This is a genomic window from Planomonospora sp. ID91781, assembly GCF_015711595.1.
In the GTDB taxonomy this organism is placed as follows: Bacteria; Actinomycetota; Actinomycetes; order Streptosporangiales; family Streptosporangiaceae; genus Planomonospora; species Planomonospora parontospora.
In genome coordinates this window covers 1978867-1999175 of sequence record NZ_JABTEY010000002.1, presented here as the reverse complement: position 1 = coordinate 1999175, position 20309 = coordinate 1978867, and the positions used below count along the sequence as shown (strand labels likewise).

13 protein-coding genes are annotated in these 20309 nt (G+C 72.9%); 10 read left to right on the top strand and 3 right to left on the bottom strand.

Annotation, left to right across the window (positions count from 1 at the left end; all coding sequences use genetic code 11):
• Positions 1-149: 149 nt before the first annotated feature.
• From HS048_RS28020 to hrpA, 7 genes are all read left to right on the top strand, one after another.
• A complete protein-coding gene (locus tag HS048_RS28020; RefSeq protein ID WP_196469167.1) occupies positions 150-1799 on the top strand; it encodes an ABC-F family ATP-binding cassette domain-containing protein in 1650 nt (549 codons plus the stop codon).
• An 86-nt stretch (positions 1800-1885) separates the two neighbouring features.
• Positions 1886-2455 carry an NADPH-dependent FMN reductase gene (locus HS048_RS28015; protein ID WP_068898541.1) on the top strand — a complete coding sequence of 190 codons (570 nt, stop codon included), beginning with the start codon at positions 1886-1888 and terminating at the stop codon, positions 2453-2455.
• Positions 2456-2618: 163 nt separating this feature from the next.
• Entirely contained in the window at positions 2619-4406 is a 1788-nt protein-coding gene (locus HS048_RS28010; RefSeq protein WP_196469166.1) for an ABC transporter ATP-binding protein, read from the top strand.
• 77 nt (positions 4407-4483) lie between these two features.
• Positions 4484-5218 (top strand): polyphosphate--glucose phosphotransferase, encoded by a 735-nt coding sequence (ppgK, locus tag HS048_RS28005; protein ID WP_068898537.1) that lies wholly within the window; start codon positions 4484-4486, stop codon positions 5216-5218.
• Positions 5219-5548: 330 nt separating this feature from the next.
• On the top strand, positions 5549-6334 hold the full coding sequence (locus HS048_RS28000; protein WP_196469165.1) for a sortase domain-bontaining protein: 786 nt from the start codon (positions 5549-5551) through the stop codon (positions 6332-6334).
• 115 nt (positions 6335-6449) lie between these two features.
• Positions 6450-8753, top strand: a complete 2304-nt coding sequence (locus HS048_RS27995) for a glycoside hydrolase family 6 protein (RefSeq protein ID WP_196469164.1) — start codon at positions 6450-6452, stop codon at positions 8751-8753.
• A gap of 286 nt (positions 8754-9039) precedes the next feature.
• On the top strand, positions 9040-12933 hold the full coding sequence (gene hrpA / locus HS048_RS27990) for an ATP-dependent RNA helicase HrpA (protein WP_068898531.1): 3894 nt from the start codon (positions 9040-9042) through the stop codon (positions 12931-12933).
• Positions 12934-13059: 126 nt separating this feature from the next.
• On the opposite strand, the gene HS048_RS27985 is transcribed toward hrpA, so the two are convergent.
• Positions 13060-15363 (bottom strand): excinuclease ABC subunit UvrA, encoded by a 2304-nt coding sequence (locus tag HS048_RS27985; protein WP_196469163.1) that lies wholly within the window; start codon positions 15361-15363, stop codon positions 13060-13062.
• A gap of 121 nt (positions 15364-15484) precedes the next feature.
• Between HS048_RS27985 and HS048_RS27980 the strand changes: the two genes are divergently transcribed.
• From HS048_RS27980 to HS048_RS27970, 3 genes are all read left to right on the top strand, one after another.
• Entirely contained in the window at positions 15485-16273 is a 789-nt protein-coding gene (locus HS048_RS27980; protein ID WP_196469162.1) for a MerR family transcriptional regulator, read from the top strand.
• A 76-nt stretch (positions 16274-16349) separates the two neighbouring features.
• Positions 16350-16718, top strand: coding sequence for a nuclear transport factor 2 family protein (locus HS048_RS27975; RefSeq protein ID WP_196469161.1), 369 nt, complete (start codon positions 16350-16352; stop codon positions 16716-16718).
• 72 nt (positions 16719-16790) lie between these two features.
• Positions 16791-17132 (top strand): DUF1330 domain-containing protein, encoded by a 342-nt coding sequence (locus tag HS048_RS27970; protein WP_068898524.1) that lies wholly within the window; start codon positions 16791-16793, stop codon positions 17130-17132.
• A 6-nt stretch (positions 17133-17138) separates the two neighbouring features.
• Here HS048_RS27970 and HS048_RS27965 read toward each other — a convergent pair whose 3' ends face one another.
• Together HS048_RS27965 and HS048_RS38580 are read right to left on the bottom strand one after the other, a co-directional pair.
• Entirely contained in the window at positions 17139-17480 is a 342-nt protein-coding gene (locus tag HS048_RS27965) for a cupin domain-containing protein (protein WP_196469160.1), read from the bottom strand.
• A gap of 12 nt (positions 17481-17492) precedes the next feature.
• The gene (locus HS048_RS38580; RefSeq protein WP_196469159.1) at positions 17493-20234 is read right to left on the bottom strand and encodes a LuxR family transcriptional regulator; all 2742 of its coding nucleotides are present in this window, start codon (positions 20232-20234) and stop codon (positions 17493-17495) included.
• Positions 20235-20309: the final 75 nt, after the last annotated feature.

Here is a 20309-nt window from a genome sequence, read left to right as displayed (position 1 = left end):
GCCGCGAGATCGCAGGTCGATCGCCTTTTCCGATGAGACCCCATCTTCCTCTAAAAAATCCGGAAAATGTCTGGTTTGCCGGGAATACGGCTCGCCGGTCCCCCGGAAATCGATTCGGCCGACGGCCGGGAGGCGGATAGCGTTCCCCCATGAGCGCCACCATCGTCGTCAAGGACCTCGCCGCCGGGCACGGGGACCGCGCCCTCTTCTCCGGCCTCGACCTGGTCGTCGCCTCCGGCGACGTCGTCGGGCTGGTCGGGGCGAACGGAGCCGGCAAGTCCACCCTGATGCGCATCCTGGCGGGCCTGCTCCCGCCCGAGGAGGGCTCGGTACGGCTCAGCCCGCCCACGGCGACGGTCGGCTACCTGCCCCAGGAGCGCGAGCGCCGGGCGGGCGAGACGGTCGCGGCCTTCCTGGCCAGGCGGACCGGGGTGGCCGACGCCCAGCGCGCGCTCGACGCCGCCACCGAGGGCCTGGTCGAGAGCCGCCCCGGGGCCGACGACGAGTACGCCGCAGCCCTGGAGCGGTGGCTGGCCCTGGGCGGCGCGGACCTGGAGGAGCGGGCCGAGGCGGTCGTCGCCGAGCTCGGCCTGGCGGTGGAGCTCGACCGGCCGATGACGGCCCTGTCCGGCGGCCAGGCCGCCCGGGCGGGCATGGCCTCCCTGCTGCTCAGCCGCTACGACGTCTTCCTGCTCGACGAGCCCACCAACGACCTCGACCTGGACGGCCTGGAGCGGCTGGAGCGCTTCGTCACCGGGCTGCGGGCCGGGACGGTCCTGGTCAGCCACGACCGCGAGTTCCTGGCCAGGACCGCCAACCGGATCGTCGAGCTCGACCTCGCCCAGCGGCGGGTGCGTGCCTACGGCGGCGGCTACGAGGCCTATCTCGCCGAGCGCGAGGTCGCCCGGCGGCACGCCCGCGAGCAGTACGAGGAGTACGCCGAGACCGTCTCCGAGCTCAAGGCCCGCGCCCTGACCCAGCGCAACTGGATGGAGAAGGGCGTCAAGAACGCGCGGCGGAAGATGAGCGACAACGACAAGATCGGCCGCAACGCCCGCGTCGAGACGACCGAGAAGCAGGCCGCCAAGGCCCGCCAGACCGAGCGGCTGATCGAGCGGCTGGAGGTGGTCGAGGAGCCCCGCAAGGAGTGGGAGCTGCGGATGGAGATCGCGGTGGCGCCCCGGGCGGGGGCGGTCGTCGCGACCCTGCGCGGCGCCGTCGCGCGGCGCGGCGCGTTCACCCTCGGCCCGGTGGACCTCCAGATCGGCTGGGCCGAACGGGTGGCGATCACCGGCGTCAACGGCTCCGGCAAGTCCACGCTGCTCGCCGCGCTGCTCGACCGCCTCCCCCTGGAGGAGGGCCACTCCTCCCTCGGCCCGGGCGTGGTCGTCGGCGAGGTGGACCAGGCGCGCGGCCTCTTCCTGGGGGACGAGCCGCTGCTGGACGCCTTCGGCGCGGCCGCCGGGGGCGCCTCGGGGAACATGGCGCCGGCCGAGGCGCGGACGCTGCTCGCCAAGTACGGCCTGCGCGCCGACCACGTGCTCCGCCCGGCCGCCACGCTGTCGCCGGGGGAGCGGACCCGGGCCGCGCTCGCGCTGCTCCAGGCCCGCGGGGTGAACCTGCTCGTCCTCGACGAGCCGACCAACCACCTGGACCTGCCCGCCATCGAACAGCTGGAGTCGGCGCTGGCCTCCTATCCCGGCACGCTCCTGCTGGTCACCCACGACCGCCGGATGCTCGGCGCCGTGCACACCACCCGCCATCTCCACGTCGATTCCGGGAAGGTCGCCGAGCGGTGACCGCCCGCGGCGGACGCCCGGGTTGACCTCTACCGAGGTCGAGGTTGCAGGCTGTCCGCAGGAACGCCCTGACGCCGGGAGACGCCATGCTCGACATCGCAGTGATCAACGCCGCCGACCCGGAGAGCCGGTCCGGAGCCAACGTGCTCCGGTGGTTCCTCGGCCAGGCCGGGCGCCGGGACGACCTGCGGCCGGACGTCGTGGACCTCGGCCGGACGCCGCTGCCGGCACCCTCGGCCCCGCGCGCCGGAGCCGGGACGCGGGAGGCCCGCGAGCTGGCCGCCCGCATCGGCGCCGCCGACGGCTTCGTGATGATCACGCCGGAGCACAACCACGCCTACCCGGCCGTCCTGAAGCTGGCGATCGACGCGGTCCGCCGGGAGTGGGCCGCCAAGCCCGCCGCGTTCGTCTCGTACGGCGGGCAGTCCGGCGGCCTGCGCGCGGTGGAGCAGCTCCGCCTCGTCCTGGCCGAGCTCCACGTGGTCACCCTGCGCGACACGGTGAGCTTCCACCGGGTGGAGACCCGGTTCGACGAGCGAGGCGAGCCGCTCGACCGGGCGGGCGTCGACGGCGCCGCGAAGGTCCTGCTGGACCAGCTCATGTGGTGGGGGACGGCCCTGCGGGAGGCGCGGGCCGCTCGGCCGTACACCGTCTGAGCGCCGGCCGTGCGGCACCCGAGCGCCGTCCGGACGTCGGTGGTGCACCGGAAGGGCCGTGAGCGGGGGCGGGGAGCAGGGCGCGGGGAGCGGGGGCGGGCCTCCGGAGGGAATCGGGGCAGGGGAGGATAGGGGCAGAGATCTATCCTGATTTGGGGGATTTGTGGTCGGCGCTCTCGATCATCGCTACCGGGGCGAACACCCCGTCCGCACACTCGCCTACCTCTTCAAGGAGGACCGCCTCAAGCTGGCCGTCGCGGTCCTCGCCTTCCTGGTCAAGCACAGCCCGACCTGGATCCTGCCGCTGATCACCGCCAACATCGTGAACGTGGTGGTCTACCAGCACCCGATCGCCCAGCTGTGGGCCAACACGGCGGTGCTGCTGACCCTGCTGCTGCTGAACTACCCGCTGCACCTGCTCTACGTGCGCTGCCTGCACGGCGCGATCCGGCGGGTGGGCACGGACCTGCGCTCCGCGCTCTGCCGCCGGATGCAGCAGCTGTCCATCGGCTACCACTCCCGGGTCAGCGCCGCCGTGCTGCAGACCAAGGTCATCCGGGACGTCGAGAGCATCGAGCAGGCCACCCAGCAGGCGAGCGACATGGGCCTGTCGGCGCTGACCATGCTGGCCGGCGGCCTGGTGGTGATCGCCTTCCAGGTGCCCGCCGCCCTCCCGGTCTTCCTGCTGGTCGTGCCCGCCGCCGCGTTCCTGGTGATGAGGCTCCGCACCCGCCTGCGCGACGACAACGAGAGCTTCCGCCGCGAGGTGGAGAGCCTGTCGGCCCGGGTCAGCGAGATGACCACGCTGATCCCGATCACCCGTGCGCACGGCCTGGAGCAGGACGCCCTGCACCGGGTCGACGGCACCCTGACCAGGGTGCTGCGCAAAGGGCTCCGGCTCGACCTGCTCAACGGCAGCTTCGGCGCGCTGGCCTGGATCCTGCTCAACGCGCTCGGCGCCGCCGTGCTGGCGGGGTCCGCGCTGGTCGCCTACTACGGGGTCATCCCGATCACGGCGGGGGACGTGTTCATGCTGAGCACCTTCTTCGCCACCCTGACCTCGGCGGTCACCGCGCTGCTCAGCCTGACCCCGGTGATCAGCAGGGGCCTGGCGTCGGTGCGCTCGGTGGGCGAGGTGCTCCAGGCGCCCGACCTGGAGCACAACTCCGGCAAGGCCGCGGTGGAGTCCGTCCGCGGTGAGGTGGAGTTCCGCGACGTCGGCTTCGCCTACGGCGGGCGCGGCGACGGGGACGGGGCGGACGGGACCGCCGAGGCGCCGGCCGTCGACGGCTTCACGCTGAAGGTCGCCCCCGGCGAGACGATCGCGCTGGTCGGGCCGTCCGGTGCGGGCAAGTCCACCGTGCTCAGCCTCGTCATCGGCTACCTGCGGCCCACCTCCGGGCGGATCCTGCTCGACGGCCGCGACATGGAGGAGATCGACCTGCGCAGCTACCGCAGGTTCCTGTCGGTCGTGCCGCAGGAGTCCATCCTGTTCGAGGGCAGCATCCGGGAGAACGTCACCTACGGCCTGTCCGGCGTCTCCGAGGAGCGGGTGCGGCAGGCGCTGCGGGACGCCAACGCCCTGGAGTTCATCGACCGCCTGCCCGGCGGGCTCGACACGGTGGTGGGGGAGCGCGGCGCCCGCCTGTCGGGCGGGCAGAAGCAGCGCCTGGCCATCGCCCGCGCCCTCATCCGGGACCCGCGCGTGCTGATCCTGGACGAGGCGACCTCCGCCCTGGACACCCGCTCCGAGGCGCTCGTGCAGGAGGCGCTGGCCCGGCTGGTGGCCGGCCGCACGGTGTTCGTCGTCGCCCACCGCCTCTCGACCGTCAGGGGCGCCGACCGGATCGTGGTCATGCGCGACGGGCGCATCGAGGAGATCGGCACCCACGAGGAGCTGATGCGGCTGCGCGGCGTCTACGCCGGGCTCCAGGGCGCCCAGCTCGCCTGAGGGACGGCGGGAAGCCCGGCCGTCACGGGAATTTTGCCGTCCCCGGTCACGGGTAGGGGCGGATCGAGGAGGATGCCATGCGAGCACTGGGAATCGACATCGGCGGGTCGGGGATCAAGGGTGCCCCGGTGGACCTGGAGAAGGGGGAGCTGACCGAGGAGCGGCTGCGGATCCCCACCCCCGACCCCGCCGGGCCCGAGGCGGTCACCGAGGTGGTCGGGCGGATCGTCCGGCACTTCGACTGGACCGGGCCGATCGGGGTCACCTTCCCCGGCGTGGTGCTGAACGGGACCACCATGACGGCCGCCAACGTGGACCCCCGGTGGGTCGGGGCGGACGCGTGCGGGCTGTTCTCCGCGGCGGCCGGGCGGCCGGTGACGGTGCTCAACGACGCCGACGCGGCCGGGCTCGCCGAGGTGGAGATCGGCGCGGCCAAGGGCGAGTCCGGGGTCGTGCTGATGCTGACCTTCGGCACCGGCATCGGCAGCGCGCTGTTCGTCGACGGCCGCCTGGTGCCCAACACCGAGCTGGGCCACCTGGAGATCCGCGGCAAGGACGCCGAGCGGAGGGCCTCCGACAGCGCCCGGGAGCGGCACGACCTGAGCTGGGACGAGTGGGCCGAGCGGGTCGAGGAGTACCTCCGCCACGTCGAGATGCTGTTCTCCCCCTCGCTGATCGTCATCGGCGGCGGGGTGAGCAAGAAGTCCGAGAAGTTCCTGCCCAAGGTGAGCGTGCGGACCCGGGTGGTCCCGGCGGCGCTGCGCAACGAGGCGGGCATCGTCGGCGCCGCCATGGCCGCCGCGCGCCTGTGACGGCACCTGTGACGCGTGCCCGCCTGCGAGGGGCACCTGTGACGGGCGCCCTGCGCCGTATGCCCGCGCCGCGCACCTGTGACGCGTGCCTGCGGCGGGCGCCGGAGAGGGGCCGGTAGGCCCCTCCCGTACGGGACCGGGCGGCCTGACGTGGGGGGTCGCCCGGTCCCGCGGGGGAAAAGGCCGCCCGGATTTTGATCCCGCTTGGCGGGCGCGATCTGCCGCTCCGGGTATGTAGCCGAAGTCAGCAAGATCGTATGCGGCGGGAACGGGAAAGACGTGACACGGCCGACGGGTGCGCAGAGTCGTTCGACCGTACCGGCCTGGGCGGTGGTGCTGGGGATCCTGCTGGCGGCCGCGGGCTGCAGGGAGCGGGGGCTGCGGGAGGCGGGCCCCGGCCCGGCCCCCTCCTTCCCCGTGGTGGCGCCGGGCGGACCGCCGGCCGCGGCGGCCGGGGCCCGATCCGGACCGCGGCGGAGGGGATGGCCGGCCCCGCTGCCCGGGACGCCCCGCAGATCCGAGCCGGTGGCGATCGCGGTGCCGCGCGCGGGGGTGGACGCGCAGCTCGTCGAGAGCGGCCTGCTACCGGACGGCCCGCCCGGCGCGCCGCCCCTGTGGCGGGCCGGACCGGCCCGCTGGGAGCGCGGGGGACCCGCACCGGGGGAGCCCGGGCGGGCGGTCGTCTCCGGGCACCTCGGCGGCGGGGACGGGCCCGCGGTGTTCGCCCGGCTGCCCTCGGTCAGGCGGAGCGACACGGTGGCGGTGACCCGGCAGGACGGGACCGTGGTGGTCTTCGGGGTGACCTCCGCCCGGTGGAGCCGGAAGCCGGTCGCGGCCCGCGGCGGAGGGCGCCGGGGCGGCCCGCCGTACCCGGCGATCAGGCTCGTGGGCCACGGCGGGGAGCCCCGCCGGTTCGTCGTCCACGGGGATTTCGCGGGGTGGTACCGGCTGGAGGACTTCCCGTCCCGGCGGCCGTCCCGCCCGGAGTACGGCCCGCACGTCCCGGAGCCGCCCGGGGCGGGACGGCCGTACCCGCAGTGGGGCGACCGCCCGTCCCGGACGGACGCGGACGGGCCGCACCTGAAACTTTCATCGAACCCGAACGGCATTCGCTGAGGTCAGCCGAGGGGAGGACTTCGCGCGACCGCCTCCGGCAGGCAACATGCTGTACACATCCAGGAAACATCCGGACTATGGGAGCGCTCCCACCCCTCGTCTGGAGATGACACTCATGAGAGATCATCCGCGCCGCCACGCCTGGCGGAACCGGGCTGCGACGACGGCGGCACTGCTGGTCGCAGCCGCCGGCCTGGCCACCGGCCAGGCGGCGACGGCCCACGCGGCCGTCGCCTGCGACGTCACCTACACGTCCAACGACTGGCAGGGCGGTTTCACCGCCAGCGTGAACCTGAAGAACCTCGGTGACGCCCTGGACGGCTGGACCCTCGGCTTCAGCTTCACCGGCGGTCAGAAACTCGTGCAGGGGTGGTCGGCCACCTGGGCTCAGGACGGGACCAAGGTCACCGCCAAGAGCATGGACTGGAACGGCAAGCTCGCCACCGGCGCCTCCACCAGCATCGGCTTCAACGGCTCGTGGAGCGGCTCCAACCCCAAGCCGACCGACTTCACCGTCAACGGGACCGCCTGCGGCGGCGCGCCCGGCAACCAGGCCCCGACCGTCAGCCTGACCAGCCCGGCGAGCGGCTCCTCGCACGCCGCCGGCGCGGCCGTGCCGCTCGCCGCGACGGCCTCCGACGACGGCGCGGTCAGCAAGGTCGAGTTCTACGTCGACGGCGCGCTGGTCAACAGCGACACCAGCGCCCCCTACTCCTACTCCGCCACCGGGCTGGCCGCCGGGTCGCACACCGCCAAGGCGGTGGCCTACGACAACGGCTCCCCGGTCCTGAGCAAGGAGAGCGCCGAGGTCCCGTTCACCGTGGCCGGCGGCGGCAACCCGTCGATCGTCGCCTCCGCCACCTCGGTGAGCGTGCCCGAGGGCGGCAGCAAGACCGTCGGGTTCAGGCTCAGCCAGGCGCCGTCCGGCAACGTCACGGTCAACCTGACCAAGACCGGTGACTCCGACGTCACCATCGCGCCCTCCACGCTGACCTTCACCAGCGCCAACTGGAACACGGCGCAGAACGTGACGGTCTCCGCGGCCGAGGACTCCGACGAGGCGAACGGCACCGCCACCATCGCGGCCGCCGCCACCGGCCACACCGGCGCCTCGGTCACCGCGACCGAGGAGGACAACGACGGCGACGTGCCGCCGGTCGGCGAGCACGTCGACAACCCCTACGACGGGGCCACCGGCTACGTGAACCCGGACTGGTCGGCCAAGGCCGCCGCCGAGCCGGGCGGCGACGCCGTGGCGAACATCTCGACCGGCGTGTGGCTGGACCGCATCGCGGCCATCGAGGGCAGCTCCTCCGCCAAGGGCCTGCGCGCCCACCTGGAGGAGGCCCTCAAGCAGGACGCCGCCAACGGCAGCAAGCCGCTGACGATCCAGATCGTCATCTACAACCTGCCCAACCGCGACTGCTCGGCGCTGGCCTCCAACGGTGAGCTGAAGATCGCCGAGAACGGTCTGAACCGCTACAAGACCGAGTACATCGACCCGATCGCCGACATCATGGACGATCCGAAGTACGCCGCGCTGCGGATCGTGACCGTCATCGAGATCGACTCGCTGCCGAACCTGGTCACCAACCTCAACGTGGACAAGTGCCAGGAGGCCAAGAACACCGGCGCCTACGTCAACGGCGTCCGCTACGCCCTGGACAAGCTGCACGCCATCCCGAACGTCTACACCTACGTCGACGCCGGCCACCACGGCTGGCTGGGCTGGGACACGAACTTCGGCCCCTCCGCCGAGCTGTTCGCCACCACCGTCGCCGGCACCGCCAAGGGCTTCGAGAGCGTCGACGGCTTCATCACCAACACCGCCAACTACTCGGCGCTGAAGGAGCCGTTCTTCTCCGCCAGCACCACCATCAACAACGGCCAGACGGTCCGCCAGTCCAAGTGGCTCGACTGGAACTTCTACGCCGACGAGCTGTCCTTCGCCCAGGCCTTCCGGCAGGAGCTCGTCCGCAGGGGCTTCAAGTCCAACATCGGCATGATCATCGACACCTCCCGCAACGGCTGGGGCGGCTCGGCCAGGCCCACCAAGGTCAGCACCTCGACCAACGTGGACACCTTCGTCAACGAGTCCCGCGTCGACCGCCGGATCCACGCCGGCAACTGGTGCAACCAGAGCGGTGCGGGCCTCGGTGAGCGGCCGCAGGCCAACCCCGCCGCCGGTATCGACGCCTACGTCTGGATCAAGCCCCCGGGTGAGTCCGACGGCTCCAGCAAGGAGATCCCGAACAACGAGGGCAAGGGCTTCGACCGGATGTGCGACCCGACCTACGAGGGCAACGACCGCAACCAGCACAACATGAGCGGTGCCCTGCCGGACGCCCCCATCTCCGGCCAGTGGTTCTCCGCCCAGTTCCGCGAGCTGCTGAAGAACGCCTACCCGCCCATCCAGTAGTCACCTGATCCGGGGGCCCCGCCGCGAGGCGGGGCCCTCCCGGGACCGGCCCGCACCGGCGCCGGAAAACGGCCCCGCCGCCTCTCCGAGAGGCGGCGGGGCCTTCCGCGTCTCCGGAGCCCGTCCGGCGCTCCGGTCCCCGGAGCGGCCCGCACCGCCTGAACCGCCCCGGAACCCGCCCCCTCCGGCACGGCGCCGGCGATATTGGGATGCGCCCCGGGAACAGGTCAGGCACCATGGGCGGTTGGCTCCTGACGTACGGGCTGAAAGTATCCTGATCTGCAGTATGGGAACGCCTCCTTTGACCTCGCCGCTCGCCGACCTCCACGCGCGCCTGCCCGAGCTGACACTCCGCGACCAGCGGCGGCTGGGCCGGCGGCTCGACGGCGCCCGCCGGGTGCGCAACCGCGCCGCGCAGCAGAAGATCGCCGCGGAGATCGGCGCCGACATCGAGCGGGCCGAGCGCCGGATCGCCGAGCGGCGGGCCGGCGTGCCCGCGGTGACCTACCCGGAGGCGCTGCCGGTCAGCCGCCGCAGGGACGACATCCTGGAGGCGATCCGCGACCACCAGGTGGTGATCGTCGCCGGTGAGACGGGGTCGGGCAAGACCACCCAGCTGCCGAAGATCTGCCTGGAGCTGGGCCGGGGCGTCAGGGGCCTGATCGGGCACACCCAGCCCCGCCGGATCGCCGCCAGGACCGTGGCCGAGCGCGTCGCCGAGGAGCTCGGCGGCTCCCTCGGCGAGGCGGTGGGCTACAAGGTGCGCTTCACCGACCAGGTGGGGGAGGGCACGCTCGTCAAGGTGATGACGGACGGCATCCTCCTGGCGGAGCTGCAGGGCGACCGCGACCTCGCCCAGTACGACACGCTGATCATCGACGAGGCGCACGAGCGCAGCCTCAACATCGACTTCATCCTGGGCTACCTCAAGCAGCTCCTGCCCAGGCGCCCCGACCTGAAGGTGATCATCACCTCGGCGACCATCGACCCGGAGCGCTTCTCCCGGCACTTCGGCGACGCGCCGATCGTGGAGGTCTCCGGCCGGACCTACCCGGTCGAGGTCCGCTACCGCCCGGTGGGCGAGGACGACGACCAGATCCAGGCGATCGGCGACGCGGTGGACGAGCTCTGCCGGGAGGGGCCCGGCGACGTCCTGGTCTTCCTCAGCGGCGAGCGGGAGATCCGCGACACCGCCGACGCCCTGTCCAAACGCAGGGACATCGAGGTCCTGCCGCTGTACGCCCGCCTCTCGGCGGCCGAGCAGCACAAGGTGTTCGCCAGGCACACCGGCCGCCGGGTGGTGCTGGCCACCAACGTGGCCGAGACCTCGCTGACCGTCCCGGGCATCAAGTACGTCGTGGACACCGGCTTCGCCCGCATCTCCCGCTACAGCCACCGGACCAAGGTCCAGCGCCTGCCCATCGAGGCGATCTCCCAGGCCTCGGCCAACCAGCGCAAGGGCCGCTGCGGCCGCGTCTCCGAGGGCGTCTGCATCCGGCTGTACGAGGAGGAGGACTTCCTGGCCCGCCCGGAGTTCACCGACCCGGAGATCCTGCGGACCAACCTCGCTTCGGTCATCCTGCAGATGACCTCCATCGGCCTGGGCGACATCGCGGCCTTCCCGTTCGTAGAGCCGCCGGACCAGCGCCAGGTCAAGGACGGCTTCGACCTGCTGGTGGAGCTCGGCGCGTTCGACGCCGCCAAGCGGATCACCCCGCTCGGCCGCAAGCTCGCCGGGCTCCCGGTGGACCCGCGGCTGGCCCGGATGGTCCTGGAGGCCGACCACAACGGCTGCGCCCGCGAGGTCATGGTCATCGCCGCGGCGCTGTCCATCCAGGACCCGCGCGAGCGCCCGGCGGACAAGCAGCAGGCCGCCGACGAGATGCACCGCCGCTTCGCCGACAAGGAGTCGGACTTCGTCTCCTACCTGAACCTGTGGAACCACCTCCAGGAGAAGCAGCAGGAGCTGTCCTCCAGCGCGTTCCGGCGGCTGTGCCGGGCCGAGTTCCTCAACTACCTGCGGGTGCGCGAGTGGCAGGACGTCTACAGCCAGCTCCGCCAGATGTCGAAGTCCCTCGGCGTCACGCTGAACAGCACCCCCGGCGACGAGCAGAAGATCCACGTCTCGCTGCTGTCCGGCCTGCTCTCCCACGTCGGCGTCAAGGACATCGACAAGAAGGGCCCGCAAGAGGGCCAGCGCCGTCCCATGACCGAGTACATCGGCGCGCGCAACGCCCGCTTCGCGATCTTCCCCGGCTCCGCGCTGGCCAAGAAGCAGCCGCTGTGGGTGATGTCCGCCGAGCTGGTGGAGACCTCCCGGCTCTGGGCCCGGGTCAACGCCAAGATCGAGCCCGAGTGGGTCGAGCCGCTGGCCCAGCACCTGATCAAGCGCACCTACTCCGAGCCGCACTGGGAGAAGAAGCAGGCCGCCGTCATCGCCTACGAGAAGGTCACCCTGTACGGCGTGCCGATCGTGGCGCAGCGCAAGGTCAACTACGGCCGCATCGACCCCGAGCTGAGCCGCGAGCTGTTCATCCGGCACGCCCTGGTCGAGGGCGACTGGGAGACGCACCACGCCTTCTTCGCCGCCAACCGCAGGCTGCTGGAGGAGGTCGGCGAGCTGGAGGAGCGGGCCCGCCGCCGCGACATCCTGGTGGACGACGAGACCCTCTTCGACTTCTACGACCGGCGCGTCGGGCAGGAGGTCGTCTCCGGCCGTCACTTCGACTCCTGGTGGAAGAAGGCCAGGCAGGCCGACCCCGACCTGCTCAACTTCGAGAAGTCGATGCTGATCAGCGAGACCGCCGGGGACGTCAGCCAGCGCGACTACCCCGACGTCTGGCGCCAGGGCGGCCTGCGCTTCCCGCTGACGTACCAGTTCGAGCCCGGCGCCGACGCCGACGGCGTCACCGCCCACATCCCGCTCTCCCTGCTCAACCAGGTCAACGTCGAGGGCTTCGACTGGCAGATCCCCGGCCTGCGCGAGGAGCTCCTCACCGCGCTGATCCGCTCCCTGCCGAAGAACATCCGGCGCAACTTCGTGCCCGCCCCCAACTACGCCAGGCAGGTCCTGCAGCGGGCCGAGCCCACCCAGGAGCCCCTGCTGGCGGTGCTGGAGCGGGAGCTGCTGCGGCTCACCGGGATCCAGGTCCCGCGCGAGGCCTGGCAGCTCGACCAGGTCCCCGACCACCTGAAGATCACCTTCCGGGTGCTCGACGGCCGCAAGCACAAGCTCGCCGAGAGCAAGGACCTGGCCGAGCTCAAGCGGAGACTGGCCCCCAAGCTCCGCCAGACCCTCTCCAAGGCCGCGGGCATGGAGCGCACGGGCCTGACCGACTGGAGCCTCGGCGAGCTGCCGAAGACCTTCGAGCAGCGCAGGATGAAGGCCTACCCGGCGCTGGCCGACGAGGGGTCGAGTGTGGCCGTGCGCATGTTCGAGACCGAGGCGGAGCAGCGCCGGGCCATGTGGGAGGGCACCCGCAGGCTGCTGCTGCTCGGCATCCCCTCCCCGGCCAAGTGGGTCCTCGGCCGCCTGGGCAACCAGGCCAAGCTGACGCTGAGCCGGAGCCCGCACGCCGGCGCCACCGCGCTGTTCGACGACTGCATCGCCTGCGCCGCCGACAAGCTGATGGCCGAGCACGGCGGGCCGGTCTGGGACGAGGCGGCGTTCGCCGCCCTGCGCGACAAGGTCAGGGCCGACCTGTTCGACACCACCGCCGAGGTGGTCTCCCGGGTGGAGGGCATCCTGGCGGTCTGGCACGCCGTCTCCGGCCGCCTGGCCGAGGCCCGCTCCACCCCCGCGGTGGAGGACGTCCGCGACCAGGTGGCGAACCTCGTCTACCCCGGCTTCGTCACCGACACCGGGTACGGCCGGCTGCCCGACCTGCTCCGCTACCTGAAGGCGGCGGAGCGGCGCCTGGACAAGCTCCCGGAGGATCCGTACCGCGACGAGCAGCGGATGCACCAGGTCCACGACGTCGAGGACGACTACCACGACCTGGTGGAGAAGCTCCCGCCCGCCAGACGCGGGGACGAGGAGGTCCGCAGGATCCGCTGGATGATCGAGGAGCTCCGGGTCAGCTACTTCGCGCAGTCCCTCGGCACGCCGTACTCCATCTCCGACAAGCGCATCCGCAAGGTGATGGAGGGCATCGACCTGGGCGTGTCCTTCCAGCGCTGAAACCGGTGGCGCCGCCGGTCGCGCCGAGCCGCCCCCGCGCACGCCGCCGGTCGCGCCGGGGAGCTCCCCGCACGCCGTGGGGCACGGCTCCGGCCGGGCGGTCCGGCCGGAGCCTCCGGAGGCGGGCTAAGCGGTCCGGCCGACGTACTCGCGCAGGTGCACCGCCGTCAGGGAGTCGCCGGTGGCGACGAGCTCGGCGGGCGTGCCGGAGAAGACCACCCGGCCGCCGTCGTGACCGGCGCCGGGACCGATGTCGATGATCCAGTCGGCGTGCGCCATCACCGCCTGGTGGTGCTCGATGACGATGACCGTGTTGCCGTCGTCGACCAGCCGGTCCAGCAGGCCCAGCAGGTGGTCGACGTCGGCCAGGTGCAGGCCGGTCGTCGGCTCGTCCAGGACGTAGGTGGTGCCGTTCCTGGCCATGTTGACGGCCAGCTTCAGGCGCTGCCGCTCGCCTCCGGACAGGGTGGTGAGCGGCTGGCCCAGGCCCACGTACCCCAGCCCCACCGCCGACAGGCGGTCGAGGATGACCCGCGCGGGGCCGGTGGTGAAGAACTCGGCCGCCTCGGCGACCGGCATCTCCAGGACCTCGCTGATGTTCTTGCCGCGCAGGGTGTACGACAGCACCTCGGAGGTGAACCGCCTGCCCTCGCACTCCTCGCACACCGTCGCCACCCCGGCCATCATCGCCAGGTCGGTGTAGATGAGGCCGATGCCCTTGCAGGCCGGGCAGGCGCCCTCGGAGTTCGCGCTGAACAGGGCCGGCTTGACCTTGTTGGCCTTGGCGAAGGCCGTGCGGATCGGGTCGAGCAGGCCGGTGTAGGTCGCCGGGTTGCTCCGGCGCGAGCCGCGGATCGGCGACTGGTCGGCCACCACCACGCCCTCCCGGCCGGAGACGTAGCCGTGGATGAGCGAGCTCTTGCCGGACCCGGCGACGCCGGTGACCACGGTCAGCACGCCGAGCGGGACGTCGACGTCGACGTCCCGCAGGTTGTGCAGGGTGGCGCCCCGGATCGGCAGGTGCCCCGTGGGCCGGCGGAAGGTCTCGCGCAGCCCGACCCGGTGGTCGAGGTAGCGGCCGGTCAGGGTGCCGGACGCGCGCAGCCCCGCCAGGTCGCCGGCGTAGCAGAGGCGGCCGCCCGCGGCGCCGGCGCCGGGGCCGAGGTCGACCACGTGGTCGGCTATGGCGATCATCTCCGGCTTGTGCTCCACGACGAGCACGGTGTTGCCCTTGTCGCGCAGCTGGAGCAGCAGGCCGTTCATCCGCTGGATGTCGTGCGGGTGCAGCCCGGCGGTGGGCTCGTCGAAGACGTAGGTGACGTCGGTCAGGCTGGAGTTGAGGTGCCGGACCATCTTCACCCGCTGGGCCTCGCCGCCGGAGAGCGTGCCGGACTCCCGGTCCAGGCTCAGGTAGCCCAGGCCGATCTCCACCAGCGAGTCCAGCGTCGACCGCAGGTTCTCCAGGACCGGCTTGATGGCGGGATCGCTGATCTTCCGGACGAACTCGGCCAGGTCGCTGATCTGCATCGCCGAGCACTCGGCGATGCTGAGCCCCTCGACCTTCGCCGAGCGCGCCGCCTCGTTCAGGCGCGTGCCGTCGCAGTCGGTGCAGTGGACGAGCTTGACCGTCCGGTCGGCGAACGCCCGCGCCTGGCCCTTCATCGACTCGCGGTCCTTGCCGAGGTACTGCCGGCGGATCTTGGGGACCAGGCCTTCGTAGGTGAAGTTGTTGGCGCCGAGCTTGACCTTGATCGGCGGCTTGTGCAGGAAGTCCTCCCACTGGGCCGGCGTGTAGTCGCGCAGTTTGACGTCCGGGTCGAACCCGTACGCCACGATGATCTGCCAGGGCCAGGTGTCGACGCCGTAGCCGGGCGCCCTGATCGCGCCCTCGTTGAGCGACAGGTCGCGGTCGACCAGCTCGTCGACGTCGATGTCGGTGATCATGCTGAGTCCCTCGCAGGCCGGGCACATGCCCTGCGGGGTGTTGAAGCTGAAGGCGTAGGCCGGGCCGACGTGCGGGACGCCGATCCGGCTGAACACGATCCGCAGCATCGTGTAGGTGTCGGTGGCGGTGCCCACGGTGGAGCGGGCGTTGGCGCCCATCCGCTCCTGGTCGACGATGATCGCCGCGCTCAGGTTGCGCAGCGCGTCCACGTCGGGCCGGTTGAGGCTCGGCATGAAGCCCTGGATGAACGCCGTGTAGGTCTCGTTGATCAGCCGCCGGGACTCCGCGGCGATGGTGTCGAAGACGAGGGAGGACTTGCCCGAGCCGGAGACCCCGGTGAAGACCGTGAGCCGTCGCTTGGGGATGTCGAGGGAGACGCCGGTGAGATTGTTCTCCCGGGCGCCACGGACCTGGATGAGGTCGTGGCTGTCCGCGGCGAGGTGAGAGGTCAGGTCTGACGCGTTACCGCTGTTGCCGACAGTCATGCCTTCAAGTCTCTCATTCAAGTCCCTATGAAGACTTTCGTTTGGATTCCGCGGCTATGCTGAGGATCCGAGCAGACAACCTTAAACTCCCTGGTAACCCTCTCACTGGAAGGACGGCCGCGTGGACCGTACCGGGCCGGGGCTGCGCCCCGTCGACCTGGCGCGGGCGGTGGGCGTCTCCACCCAGCAGATCCGCAACTACGCGGCGGCGGGCGTCCTGCCCCCGGTGCCCCGGACCGCCGCCGGCTACCGCAGGTTCGACATCCGGCACCTGCGGGCCCTGCTCGCCTACCGGGCGCTGGCCAGGGGGCACGGGCCGGACACCGCCCAGTCGATCATGCAGGCCGTGCACGTCGGGGACGTCCCGCTGGCGCTCAGGCTCATCGACGCCGGTCACGCCGCGCTGCACGAGCAGCGCCTCTCCCTCCAGGCGACGGGCGAGGCGCTCGAAACGGTCGCGGAGCAGACACCGGAGACCCCGGAGGCCCCGGAGTCGCCGCGGTCCGGCCTACGCGTCGGGGAGGTGGCCGCCCGTCTCGGGGTGCGCCCGTCCGCGCTGCGCCTGTGGGAGTCCGCCGGACTGCTGGCCCCCGGACGCGAGCCGGGCACCGGCTACCGCCGCTTCGGCCCGGCCGACGTCCGGGACGCGCGGATGATCGGCATGCTCCGCCGCAGCCGCTACCCCCTGGACCAGATCCGGTCCGTCCTCGACGGCCTGCGCCGCAACGGCAGCAGCGACGCGCTCCGCGCCGCCGTCGCGCAGCGCCAGGAGGAGCTGACGCGGCGCGCGGCGGCCATGCTCGAGGGCGCCGGCCACCTGCACCGCTACGTCACCGCCGCGGAGCCGGACGGACGGGGGACGGCGCCGATCGGGCGGAGCCCCGGACCCGGGGACGGCGGAAGTACCTAAGCACGTCAGATTCCCCGCCGTTCCCGCTTCCCTAACGTGGTGGTCACCGGAGAGCACGACCACTGAGGAGAAGCCCATGAGCGAGACGAACGAGCTGGTCCAGCGCTACCTGGCCGCGTGGAACGAGACCGACGCCGACGCACGGCGGGCCGTGCTGGCGGAGGTCCTGTCCGAGGACGCGGTGTACACCGACCCGCTCGTCTCCGTCCAGGGCAGGGACGGGCTGGACGCCACCATCGCGGCGGTGCAGGGGCAGTTCGGCGGGCTGGTCTTCAGTCTCGGCGGCGCCGTGGACGCCCACCACGACATCGCGCGGTTCACCTGGCACCTGGGACCCGAGGGCGCCGAGCCGGTCGCCGTCGGCTTCGACGTCGCGGTGATCGGCGACGACGGGCGGATCAGCCAGGTGCTCGGCTTCCTCGACAAGGTGCCGGCCGGGGTCTGAACACCCCGGGGACGGGCCGCCGGTCCGTCCCCGTCGTTCACGGAACATCATCCACGGAACGCAGGAGGAACCATGACCGCCTATGTGATCGCGCATCTCCGTGACCCGGAGGAGCTCCACCCGGAGGTGCTGGAGTACATGGAGGGCATCCAGGCGACGATGGACCCGTTCTCCGGCCGCTTCGTCGTCCACGGGGGAGCGGTGGACGTCCGTGAGGGCCGGTGGCCCGGGAACGTCGTCATGCTGGAGTTCCCGTCGGTGGAGAACGCGCGGGACTGGTACGAGTCGGCCGCCTACCGGGAGATCCTGCCGCTGCGGACGGACCATCTGGAAGGCGATCTGATCATCGTCGAAGGCGTCGGGCCCGGCTACGACCCGGCCACCAAGGCCGCCGAGCTCAGGAAGGCACTTTGACGTCCGTCAGGCGGTGACGTCGTGGTTGAAGCCGAAGACGCGCGCGCCGGTCTCCGTACGGGGCCGGTGGCTCGTCTCCGGGCCGAAGGCGACGTAGGTGCCCGGGCCGTGGACGCGGTCGCCCTCGATGACCTCGCCGCTCACGACGAAGTACGCCTCGCCGCAGGTCTCGTGGACGTCGAGGCCCGGCCATTCGGCACCCGGGGCGAGGTCGATCACCCACGTCCTGATCCCCGGCATGCCCGGAAGCGCCCGCACACGGACACCGGGACCCGGCTCCACCGGCGGGACCCCGTCGACGTCCACGGAGAGCGTCCGCCCGGGCGGCACCTGCTCCGGAATGATCACCGGGACAGGGTCTCACACTCCCAGCCGATCGGCGACCTCCCTGAGCTCGCTCCGGGAGGCCACGCCGAGCTTGGGGTAGGCCTTGTAGAGGTGGTAGCCGACCGTCCGGTGACTGAGGAAGAGCTGCGCGGCGATGTCGCGGTTGGACAGGCCCTGCGCGGCGAGCCTGGTGATCTGCAGTTCCTGCGGGGTGAGACCGGCGGCCGTGCCTCCGGCGGGCCCGGGGCCCCGGGCCGGGGCGCCGGTCGCGGTGAGCTCGCCGCGGGCGCGCTCGGCCCACGGCCGCATGCCGAGCCGGTCGAAGACCTCCAGGGCGTCGTCCAACGGCCCGCGCGCCTCGGCCTTCCGCCGGGCCCTGCGCAACCACTCGCCGTAGAGCAGCGCGGTCCTGGCGTACTCCAGCGGACGACCCTCCCGGTCGTGCAGCTCGAGGGCCGCCGTGTAACACGCCTCGGCCCGGTCGTCGGCGGCGGCGAGCAGCCCGCGGCAGCGCAGCACGAGCGCGTCGGCCCACGGCTGCCGGACCGACCCGGCCCACCGCTCGAAGCGCGCCAGGGGCTCGGCGGCGCGTTCCGGCGCCCCCACCCGCACGGCCGACTCCACCAGGTCGGGGGTGGAACGGGTGGCGCAGATGTGATGGCGCATCGGCTCGCGGGTCAGGCGCTCGAAGCGGGTGAGCGCCGCCTCGGCGCGGCCCAGGCCGAGGTCCAGCAGCCCGAGCGACCAGTGCGCCCACGGCGCGCCGGGGGAGACGGTCCCGGGGGCGGCTCCAGCCAGTCCCTCCTCGGCGTTGCGCCGGCAGGCCTCCTCCTCCCCCCTGGCCGCGTCGAGGTGGGCGAGCACGCTGCCGAACTGGCTGACCCACTGCCGCTGGCCGGTGTCGCGGGCGAGCCCCAGTGCCTCGGTCGCCGTGGCGAGCGCGTCCAGGTGCCGTCCGGTGAAGATCTCGCCCTCGGCCATGAAGAACAGCACCGTGGGCAGCCGTCCGGCGCCGCCCCGGGCGCGGTGCCCGGCGGCGAGTACGGTGGCCAGCTCGTAGGCGTCGGCGTCCTGGCCCAGCGCGAGCGCCGCTCCGCAGAGGATCGTCAGCGCCTGGTCGGGAGCCCGGCCCCGCCGCCGCACCGCTGCGAGGACGTCGCCCAGCGGTGGCGGCCGCTCGCGGCGGCCCCGGTCGAGATGGGCGAGGTAGGGCCCCACCGGCGCGAGGGGGTCCGCGTCGTCCAGCGGCAGCCCGGCCAACCGGTCCAGGGTCGCCGCGAGCTGCCGTTCCCCCAGGTACCAGGAGGTGTGGACGGCCTGGATCAGCAACACGGCGGCCCGGCCCGGGTCGGTGTCGCGGACGAGCTCGGCGCCGTCGAGCAGCGACCGGTGGGCGGTGGAGTAGGAGCCCTGCCAGAAGTCCGCGAGCGCCCGCACGTGGGAGATCCGCGCGTTCACCGCCGGGGCCCCGTCCAGCCGCCGGGCCGCGCGGTCCCCGAGGGCCCGGGCACGCCCCAGATCCCCCGCCTCCAGCGCCGCCTCCGCCGCCAGGGCCTCGCGGCGCGCCTTGGCGGCCGGGTCGGCGCTCAGCCGGGCGGCCCGCTCGTACGCCGCCGCGGCCGCCTCGTGGCCGCTGCGCCCGAGGGCGCGGGCGGCGGTGCGTTCCAGCGCGGCGGCGGCCTGCTCGTCGGTTCCGGTGGCGGCGGCCGCCAGATGCCAGGCCCGGCGGTCGGCGTGCCCGGGCGAGCCGAGGACGGCGGCGAGCGCGCGGTGGACGGCGAGGCGCTGTCCGAGCGGGGCCCGCTGGTAGACGGCGGCGCGGATCAGCGGGTGCCGGAAGCGGATCGTGGTGCCGTCGGCGTCGCCGCGGAGCACCAGGCCGGCCCGTTCGGCGCAGGACAGGTCCTCGACGGCCGCCCCCAGCGCGGCGGCGGCGGGCAGGATCACGGCGAGCTCACCGGTCTCTTCGGCTGCCGCCACCAGGAGCAGGCTCTGACAGGACTCCGGCATCCGGCTGATCCGGCCGTGGAAGGCCAGCTGCAGGCGGCCGGTGAGGGGCAGCGCGCCCGGCGGGAACGCGCCGCCGCCTTCGGCGGCCAGGGCGACCGGCAGCTCCAGCAGGGCCAGCGGGTTGCCGCCGGCCTCGGCGAGCAGGCGGTGGCGCACGGCGGGCGCGAGCGGATGCCGGTCGAGCAGGGCCGCGGCCGCCGCCGGGGCCAGCCCGGACAGACGCAGCTCCGGAAGACCGGAGGAGGGGAAGGACCCCTCGCCGTCACGGGCGGCGAAGATCATGGCCACGCCCTCGGCGTGCAGGCGCCGGGCGGCGAACACGAGCGCGTCGCGTGACGCCCCGTCGAGCCACTGCGCGTCGTCGACGAGGCACAGCAGCCCGGTCTCGCCCGCGTGCTCCGCCAGCAGGGAGAGCACCGCCAGCCCCACCAGCATCGGCTCGGCGCCGGCCGCGGGCCCGAGCCCGAACGCCGCCTCCAGCGCCTCGCGCTGCGGGCCGGGCAGCGCGGCGAGGGACCCGAGCGCCGGCCGCACCAGCAGCTGCAGCCCCGAGAACGGCAGCTCCGCCTCGAACTCGATCCCCGTGCCGCGGAGCAGCCGCATGCCCCCGGCCGCCGCGGCGGCGTGGTCGAGCAGCGCCGTCTTGCCGATGCCCGGCTCGCCGCGGAGCACCAGCGACGAGCTGGCGCCCGCCCGGGCTCCCGCCAGCAACTCGGCGATCGCTTCCTCTTCGGGCTCTCTCCCGTGCAGTCCCCCCGCGGTCATGATCCGATCCTGGCACTCCTCCGCGGAACCCGCGCCGCCGGCTCCGGCCGGACGGCGCCGGCCCCGCCCGCTCCT

Excerpts from the sequence above, each read along its gene's own strand:
- HS048_RS28020 (WP_196469167.1), top strand. The coding sequence starts at position 150 with ATGAGCGCCACCATCGTCGTCAAGGACCTCGCCGCCGGGCACGGGGAC.
- HS048_RS28015 (WP_068898541.1), top strand. The coding sequence starts at position 1,886 with ATGCTCGACATCGCAGTGATCAACGCCGCCGACCCGGAGAGCCGGTCC.
- ppgK (WP_068898537.1), top strand. The coding sequence starts at position 4,484 with ATGCGAGCACTGGGAATCGACATCGGCGGGTCGGGGATCAAGGGTGCC.
- HS048_RS27995 (WP_196469164.1), top strand. The coding sequence starts at position 6,450 with ATGAGAGATCATCCGCGCCGCCACGCCTGGCGGAACCGGGCTGCGACG.
- hrpA (WP_068898531.1), top strand. The coding sequence starts at position 9,040 with ATGGGAACGCCTCCTTTGACCTCGCCGCTCGCCGACCTCCACGCGCGC.
- HS048_RS27985 (WP_196469163.1), bottom strand. The coding sequence starts at position 15,363 with ATGACTGTCGGCAACAGCGGTAACGCGTCAGACCTGACCTCTCACCTC.
- HS048_RS27975 (WP_196469161.1), top strand. The coding sequence starts at position 16,350 with ATGAGCGAGACGAACGAGCTGGTCCAGCGCTACCTGGCCGCGTGGAAC.
- HS048_RS27970 (WP_068898524.1), top strand. The coding sequence starts at position 16,791 with ATGACCGCCTATGTGATCGCGCATCTCCGTGACCCGGAGGAGCTCCAC.
- HS048_RS38580 (WP_196469159.1), bottom strand. The coding sequence starts at position 20,234 with ATGACCGCGGGGGGACTGCACGGGAGAGAGCCCGAAGAGGAAGCGATC.